At 48.8% G+C, this 8880-nt stretch carries 5 protein-coding genes; 1 reads left to right on the top strand and 4 read right to left on the bottom strand.

All coding sequences use genetic code 11. The annotated features are described in order from the left end of the window. Positions 1-139: 139 nt before the first annotated feature. Complete coding sequence (locus tag VB741_RS25420) at positions 140-709, bottom strand: pyroglutamyl-peptidase I family protein (RefSeq protein WP_323368028.1); 570 nt, start codon at positions 707-709, stop codon at positions 140-142. A 236-nt stretch (positions 710-945) separates the two neighbouring features. Between VB741_RS25420 and VB741_RS25415 the strand changes: the two genes are divergently transcribed. Beyond that, complete coding sequence (locus VB741_RS25415; RefSeq protein WP_323368027.1) at positions 946-4179, top strand: valine--tRNA ligase; 3234 nt, start codon at positions 946-948, stop codon at positions 4177-4179. A gap of 353 nt (positions 4180-4532) precedes the next feature. On the opposite strand, the gene VB741_RS25410 is transcribed toward VB741_RS25415, so the two are convergent. The 3 genes from VB741_RS25410 to VB741_RS25400 all read right to left on the bottom strand — a co-directional run bounded on the left by VB741_RS25410 (position 4533) and on the right by VB741_RS25400 (position 8806). Next, positions 4533-4721: a hypothetical protein gene (locus VB741_RS25410; protein ID WP_323368026.1), complete on the bottom strand. Its 189-nt coding sequence runs from the start codon at positions 4719-4721 to the stop codon at positions 4533-4535. A 320-nt stretch (positions 4722-5041) separates the two neighbouring features. After that, positions 5042-6286, bottom strand: coding sequence for a hypothetical protein (locus tag VB741_RS25405; RefSeq protein WP_323368025.1), 1245 nt, complete (start codon positions 6284-6286; stop codon positions 5042-5044). Between the two features lie 144 nt (positions 6287-6430). Continuing rightward, on the bottom strand, positions 6431-8806 hold the full coding sequence (locus VB741_RS25400) for an AAA family ATPase (protein WP_323368024.1): 2376 nt from the start codon (positions 8804-8806) through the stop codon (positions 6431-6433). Between the last annotated feature and the right edge of the window lie 74 nt (positions 8807-8880).

The following is an 8880-nucleotide window of genomic DNA, read 5'->3' as shown; positions in this document are numbered from 1 at the left end:
AATGCTTTGAGGTTGGTAACACTGTTCATAGACGATTGAGGTTAGTTGTGTTTCCTCAGCTTCGTCTATGGAGCGATCTGGCTCAAGGGCTGATCGCTCTCTCAACATTTTTTGTCTAAACTCCAGTCATACAAGACAATCACCCGATTCCATTCAGGTACTCAACAATTTTCAGAAAGTCAAACTCAAGCACCGCTTGGTTAGCCGTCGTGATCAATGGCACATGCACAAATAAAACCGCCGTCTGCTGCTCTGCCTGCCCTGCCAGATGTTGCAACACCCGATAGTAGAGACGGTTGCACACAAAATCACCCGCATCGTAGCTAATGCGGGTGTGGACCGTTTGCCTAATCAATACCTGCAGATCGACTGGGGTTGACAGCTGATGCTGACCATGGGTGCCCCACTGCTCGACGGTCAGCGTTTTACGCGTCTCAGCCATGCCACAGCAAATCACCACCTTGGGTCGATACTGCACCATGTGACTAATCACCCGGATCGGAGCCAGGTCAAAATTCACAGGCAGCCACCGTAAGGCCATGGTATTGCTCGGCAGACTATCCCTGACCTGTTGCACCAGCACATCGCTCGTATTCATTCCCTGATGAGCTTTCCAAGGCCGAAAGCTGGTAATCAGTATCGGTGTCCCTGCTGATTTTTTCACGACCCGCTGCCCATTAGGTATCGGTGTCTCTACTAAATCTTCCACGGCCCGCTTGCCCACTACTTGCCTGAATTCAATTCTGATACAGTACTAGCTCTCCAAGACTTTCCAGTTATGGCCTAACATTATTAAGTTAGTCGTTAAGCTAGTCAGTATGCTGTTGCTGACCGAAGACTTATCCCTGTCAAATCCCTGGTTAATCGCCCAGGATTTGACCCCCACCCCCATGCAGGGGAACAGCAACACCCATAGTAATCCGCGCCCAAGGAACCCCTAAGGCAATGACCGCCACTGTCCCCACTCTATCGAGCCAGTACGATCCTTCCCAAACCGAATCTAAGTGGCAAGCCGCTTGGGAAGATAATGCTGTGTTTAAGGCCGATCCGGACCATCCAGGGGACCCGTTTTGTGTGGTGATTCCACCGCCCAACGTCACCGGCAGCCTCCACATGGGCCATGCCTTTGAAAATGCCCTGATCGATACCCTGGTCCGCTACCAGCGGATGAATGGTCGCAATACCCTGTGGTTGCCGGGCACCGACCACGCCAGTATCGCCGTCCAAACCATCCTAGAAAGAGAGCTGAAGGCCCAGGGCAAAAGCCGCGAAGATGTAGGTCGTGACAAATTTTTAGAGCGGGCTTGGGAATGGAAAGAAGAGTCTGGCGGCACCATCGTCAATCAGCTGCGCAAGCTAGGAGTGTCCGTAGACTGGACCCGTGAACGGTTCACCATGGATGAAGGTCTGTCCAAAGCCGTCCTCAAAGCCTTTACCAAACTCTACGAAGAAAAACTAATCTATCGCGGCAACTACATGGTGAACTGGTGCCCCGCCAGCCAGTCCGCCGTGTCCGATGTGGAAGTGGAAAACAAGGAGGTAGACGGTAGCCTATGGCATTTCCGCTATCCCCTCACCGATGGCTCCGGCCATTTAGAAGTAGCCACCACCCGCCCAGAAACCATGCTGGGGGATACGGCAGTGGCGGTAAACCCAGAGGACGAGCGCTACCGAGATATGGTGGGCAAAACCCTCACCCTGCCCTTAGTGGGTCGGGAGATTCCCATCATTGCCGACAGCTATGTGGACAAAGAATTCGGGACCGGTTGCGTCAAAGTCACCCCCGCCCACGACCCCAATGACTTTGCCATGGGGGAGCGCCACAATCTGCCCATGATCACCATCATGAACAAAGATGGTTCGATGAATGAAAATGCGGGTCGGTTTGAAGGCCTAGACCGGTTTGAAGCCCGTAAGCAGGTGGTCGCCGCCCTAGAGGAAGTCGATGCCCTGGTGCGGATCGAAGACTATAGGCACAGTGTGCCCTACAGCGATCGCGGCAAGGTGCCCGTGGAGCCACTCCTATCCACTCAGTGGTTTGTCAAAATTCGGCCGATGGCGGACAAGGCCTTGGCAGACCTAGATCACCGTCAATCCCCTAAGTTTGTCCCCGAACGCTGGACCAAAGTCTACCGTGATTGGCTAGTGAACCTGCGGGACTGGTGCATTTCCCGCCAGCTGTGGTGGGGCCACCAAATTCCTGCCTGGTATGCTGTCAGCCAAACCAATGGCGAGATTACCGACTCCACCCCCTTCTTTGTGGCTGAGTCAGAGTCAGAAGCCCGAACCAAAGCCGTAGAACAGTTCGGCGACGGGGTGGAACTAAAACAGGACCCGGATGTATTGGACACCTGGTTCTCCGCTGGTCTGTGGCCCTTTTCCACCATGGGCTGGCCCGATGAAAATGCCAAGGATTTCCAAACCTATTATCCCACCACCACCCTGGTCACCGGGTTTGACATCATCTTTTTCTGGGTCGCCCGCATGACCATGATGGGCAGTCACTTCACCGACACCATGCCCTTTGAAACCGTATATATCCACGGGCTGGTGCGGGATGAGAAAAACCAGAAAATGTCCAAGTCCAAGGGCAACGGCATTGACCCCTTGATCTTGATCAATAAATACGGCACCGATGCCCTGCGCTATACCCTGATCCGTGAGGTGGCCGGAGCCGGTCAGGACATTCGCCTGGACTACAACCGCAAAACCGACGAATCCTCATCGGTGGAAGCCTCGCGCAACTTTACCAACAAACTGTGGAACGCCTCCCGGTTTGTCATGATGAACTTGGGGGGAGCCACCCCGAACAGTTTGGGTGAGCCGGACAGGGCCAAACTAGAGTTAGCCGATCGTTGGATTCTCTCCAAGTTTAACCAAACTATTGCTAAAACCCGCACCGAGCTGGACAAATACGGCATGGGTGAAGCTTCTAAGACCCTGTATGAGTTTACCTGGGGAGACTTTTGTGACTGGTATATTGAGCTGGTCAAACCTCGTCTCTATGGTCAGGATGAAGACTCCAAGCTGGTGGCAAAACAAACCCTAGCCTTTGTCCTGGACGGCATTCTTAAACTGTTGCATCCCTTTATTCCCCACATTACCGAGGAAGTTTGGCATACCCTCACCCAAACCAGTGAGGACAGCTACTTGGCGGTGCAACCCTATCCCACGGTTAAGCCCGAACTGGTGGATGGAGAACTCGACAAAGACTTTGACCTCTTGATTGGCACCATTCGCACCATTCGGAATCTGCGGGCCGCCGCCGGAGTGAAACCCTCGGCCAAGATTGAGGCCATTTTGAACACCGATGATGCCAACGAGGTACGCATCCTGACAGCTACCCAGACCTATCTGAAAGCTACGGCGAAGGTGGAAACCTTGACCATTGCCGGGACGACCCTAACCGACACAGCTACGGAGTTAGACATTACCCATACTCCAGAGCAATCATTGGATGAAACCACTCCCGTAGCATCGGTATCTAACGATAAAGCTAATGAAACTGACACGCTCCCCGAGATTGATTGGGGAGATGGTGTAGAGGCGATTCAAACCCTGCTGAAACACCCCCTGGGCTATATGGGGCAAGCCTACAGCGCAGCAAAGAAGCCAGCTTCCGTTGTTTTCTTACTGCTGCTCACAGGGCTTGGTCTGAGGTTGGCCGCAGCGGTTATTTCTGGCCTCAATACCCTGCCCCTAATGGGTCGATTCTTTCAGATGATTGGTGTGGGCTACACCGCCTGGTTTGGCGGTCGCTATATTCTTAAGGCAGATAATCGTCGACAGCTTTGGGATAATACAATCGGTTTTTGGGACGAGGTTGTGGGTAACCTTAGCCGTCCTGCGGCTGATTCTTCTGCCAAAGAGTTTGAGTCTGCTAAAGCAAGTGGGAGACTTGCCGGGATACGGGATACACGACAAATGTTTGCCGGTGTATTTGGGACAGTGCAGGTACTGATTCCCCTAACGGGTTTGGTGGATGTGGATGCCCTCAAACAGAAACTTGAAGAATCCCTAGCCAAGATAGAAGTGGAGATTAAGTCCATTAGTGGTCGCTTGGATAATCAGGGGTTTGTGGCTAAGGCTCCTGAACATGTGGTTCAGGAAGCTCGGGATTCGCTCATGGAAGCGGAGACCCAGGCCAAGCTTCTCAGGGAGCGGTTGGCCATGTTGTAGGAGATTGGGGCACCCGCTGACTTAAACTGGCAGATTGAAGCCGCAGTGACTACAGCGCCAGGAGAGTTTTCCGGATGTCACGTGGCGCAGTAAGACATTGGAACAACAAATACAGGTCTGTCTCTCGACGGTTGGTGCTTCCTCCAGTCTTGAAACTGGAACCCGCTGCTCAGAAAGGATAAGGGCGCTAAAATGTTTCATGGGATTGATAGGTAAAAGATTTTAAAAGGAATTTTGCCGTAGACAACTAGCGTCAGATACTACGGCTATCTTTCAGATAGTAGATATACCTACGAATAGTAGATATATCTACTATTCGTAGGTATATTGCAACAACTTTCTCGCTAAGTTGTTTAAATCGCTGAGGTTGCTTGTAAACAGTCAGGATCTACGTAGTGGCAAGTGGTATTGTCTTGGCAAATCAAGGCCCAACCCGACTTATCAATGCCCACCAGTCTGTAGGCCATGTCTTGAACAAAGTAGCCCTTATGGTTGCGAGTCCCTGATTTAACTTCAAGGTTGTAGGCGTCTGGTTTAATCATTGGTTTTCTCCTAAAACGAATTTAGTAAATGTTAAGTTTAATAAACACAATTTATGTGTTGATTTTCTTGAATAATCTAAGCTTATCTTTAAAATCATCAAACGTTCATTAAGTTCTGTTAGCTCTTAACGGGAACGATGTATTGAGGGATGTATTACGTGCAGTCTTCAGTGTCGGCAGCCGTTGTTCAAGGTTTTGTCTGGGGAGAGCAGCCTGTCAGGTTGGAACGCGACCTAGCAACCCAATATACTGAGTTATTTCTAGGGAAAACGCCCCGTTTTGAGTTGTTCTCCCGAGAATGACTGCTATGGCGTGCAAACTCAGAAAGCGGTTGGCCTAGGCGTATAGTTAACCCATGGCGCGTTTAGCGCCAGCGCCACATTCATATACTCAAAAGACTCTACCAACCAAGCCACCTTATCCAGAGCACAAGATTCTTGCATATGGAATAAAATGCCAAACCGGTCTTCAAACCATGAACGAATTGTCCGTCTAAATAAAACTATCTTTAACAAGATAGCAGTGACTGTCTTTGCTCCAGCCGTTGTGACCAATTTTTTGAAATGTGCCGTCTCTGGACGCTCAATAGTATTGCTCACCAGCAACTTTAATAAACGAGTACACATTTGGTTGATGGAAATCCCTGTCAGGGGCGTTTGACCTTTGCCTCCCGCATCAATCAACACATTCTTAACCAATTTACTAAAGTTGTTACGGCCATACTGCTCATCCACCTGTAGCAGCGGCTCCATGATGTAATCGTAAAATGGGTCCACAAAGTCCCCAGTCGTGCGAAAGGCCGAAACACCGGCTTCAAACGTTTGAGCCTGGTGCCGATACCCCCCTTTTCGCTGGGGGTGAAATGTGCAAATCGCATCATTTAACTGGGTATGCCCTAGGCGGGTGGGGTTGAAAATCTGATCTTGGGTACCCTGTCGACTGACCTGCCAATAAACATTTAGTTGTTGATGCAGCTCCTGAGCCTTCTTCTGTCGCTGTAATTGAATAGTCTTGCGATGCTGGACAGGAATATCACGGGTAGCCGCGGCGGACTCGTAGATAAAGAAATAGTCCTTAAAACAATCGCCAAAAGATACGTTTTTTTCGATTACCTCATCAGATAACAGACGCATCTGACGCTGTAGAGGAACATATAGGTTCTCATTACTGATGTAGGCTTCCATTGCCCCAACTAACTGTTTAACCTGACGACTTTTGGGCCTCTCGGGTAGTTGACTCGCTTTCTCAACCAGCGTGCGTAACGCCGGATGACGGTGGTTGTCCATGCGCCAAGGATTACCAATGGTATAAAAGCATCGGTTAATCACATAGGGCATAATTTCATCAGCATCTGAAGAGTCTATAATAGACATCAATGCATTGCGCACCGCATTGGAATCAAACTCTGGATGGGTAACTACTCCCTGCCATAGGAGTTTGTAAAAACCATCAATGGCCTGAACAGAGTCCTCTAACCTGGCTAAACAACGTATATAGCTATATACTTCACGCTCAGCTCTCGTCGCTTGACGATTCGCAAAAAACTCACCGTTACTGGAGTACATAGAACAGGGGATCCGCTTTGATCCGTTCTTAAGGTCATCTAAGGTACTTAATTAATAACGCAAAATATACTTAAAATCTAGCCTTTTTAAGTGGTTTTTTAGACTGTATCAAAAATTCATCAAAAAAATCAAAATTGTTCAAATCTAATCCTGGCAATGGATCGCACCCAATCGTTGTACACCAATTAGTTCGGCTTTTGAAAGACCTTGATTGGTATAAAATGTACAGTCTCTATATTGATCTAGATCACTGACGACCTTCCAGGTCTGGAGACATTTGCCCTCGGAAAGATTCCAGAGACTGAGTCCAGCAGTTTCCAGGCAGAGAAGGATATTTCCAGCATTACAGATACTCAATGCATAGGGTAAATTTGGTAGCTGAATCGCTCGCTCAGGCATAGGATTCATGGCATGCCAAATTTGAACCTTGTGGTCTATGTTACACAAAGCGATATAAGCCCCATTATTACTAAAGACCGCCTGATAAGGTTGATCAGGACCGTAGGGTAGCCGCTGAACATCGACCTGGATAGAGTCGTCCATCAGCATTTCTGCATCGACCGTAAATGTGCGAACTTCTACATTGGATAGATAGTCTGGAGAATCGGTATTTTGGATGGCTTCGATCACGTTAAGGTGAGTGTCCGTCCATTGAAGTGTTAGGAAAGTACCATAGGGGTTTAATGGCATGGGTATTTCACTGGTCTGGTAGGTATTGCTTCCGGAAACCTGATGCCAAACGAGGATCTGATTGTCAGTCCCGTAACCGGCTAAGTACTTGCCATCGGCACTAAAGATTAAATCTCTAACAATAGGACTGGTCGCAGATAGGGAGTCTCCTTCTTTTTCGATTCCCCCCCACTCTAAATCCCACAGCTGGATATCTCCATTGCTAAAGCTAGTGGCCATCAAAGCACCATCATTTCTGATGGCAATACTGTCCAGGGTCTCTGTCTCAAGGTGTGCCGTGGCACAGCTTTCTGGATCGAGGAGAGAGTTCCACCGGTGAATACTCTGACCGGTCGTGGTCACAATTAACTGATCATCCTGGGTGATGATGATTTCTTGAATAGGAGACTCTAAATCACAACACCAATGCAGCCCAAACCGCTGCTCCTTCCATTGGTAGATTTGCAGCAGTCCCTGGCCATCACCGATGGCGATACTCTCGCCCTGGGGGTGTAGTGCCATCGCTAATTGTCCCTGTAGCCCTGAGGCGATGGCCGCTGCTTTGAATTGACACCCTTTAAAGTCTATTCCTTGCAGGCCGGACAGCCTAAGATCAGCATGCCATAGGGTTTGGTTACTCCAGTCCATATCGGCCATGGATAGACCCAAGTCAGCTCCTAGGTTAAACAGGTTACCAGGGGCACTACTGCGAGATGGTTCAGAGTATGTGTTTAACTGATCGAGCAAACGATGAAACCGGGCTTGTAGCTCCCCTAGGGGCAGCTTTTTCCTAAGTGCATCAGCGACTGGCCGCAGGAAATAGTCGAGGAGCGTTTTTTGTTGCGACCATGGGGCTGTTGGCATCACGATGGGATAGCTATGGAAAAGGTCCAATTTTTCCTCAAGCAGTTCCCGCACAAAAATTTCCTGTAGCTGATTGATTAGGTAGAGGCCAAGATATTGAGGTGTAATATGACATAATCCATCATTATTGAGAGAAGTCTCAATTAGATGCCGTCGGTGGAGACTATCCCAAGCGTACATCAGTTCTTGTTCATCAAAAGGCAATACCAATGGCCAATTTTTGAGTTGGAGCCAGGATAGGGGCCTTAGGGCTAGCCAATAGAGTAGAACCTGTTCCGGTTCTGATAGATCATTAAAAAGAGTATCAAAGTAATTGGCCAGGGAACGGGATAGCGTTAGGGGGTGAGTAATGAGCCATTCAATTTGGTTGGAATAAAAAGATTGGATCGTCTCCACACTGTGGTGTAAAAGCGTGGGATTTCCTCCGCACAGTTGATTCAGCTGTTGCCAATAATGTTCTTTTTCCGTTAATGAGGTAGCCAGGTGGGGGTAGCTATCGGTCAGAAATATTTTGGCCTGGTTAAATGACATGCCTGCCAATGTTTCTATGAAAATGTTGTGGGCCTTTGTGACCTTGGGAAGGCCTGCTCCAGACCACAGTAAACAGCTTTGGTGGTTAGATGTGGTGGTGATTGCTTGGATGAAATCATTGTGTTTTGGATCATCTAAAAAACGATCACCCTGATCGATCACCAGCAAATACGGTTGCTGGGTTAAGGCCTGTAGTACCTGCTGACGGAGTTGATCCTCTGACAAAGACAGTGCAGCCGGAGGTTGATTAGTAGTATCTGGAAACAGCTGCTGGTAAAACGTTTCCCATGTTGGGACTGTGTGAATAGGGTGGTGAATAATTTGAGTAAAATGACCGTTGAGCTCTGATTCTAACGATCTTAGAAGATGGCTTTTGCCGATACCCTTAGCGCCTGTCAAAATCAGTAGACCTCTTGCATAATAGTTTCTATGGTAGATTTTTAGGTTTTGGTTCATTGCTTTACACCTAGGCAGATGAACTACGAAGCCACCCAAACCCTTAGCAATTCAAAGTTTAAGCGTCGATTCGG

It is taken from the genome of Leptothoe sp. PORK10 BA2, from assembly GCF_034932105.1.
GTDB lineage: Bacteria > Cyanobacteriota > Cyanobacteriia > Phormidesmidales > Phormidesmidaceae > Leptothoe.
The sequence above is the reverse complement of the archived record's forward strand: the minus strand, read 5'-3'. Positions and strand labels throughout refer to the sequence as shown.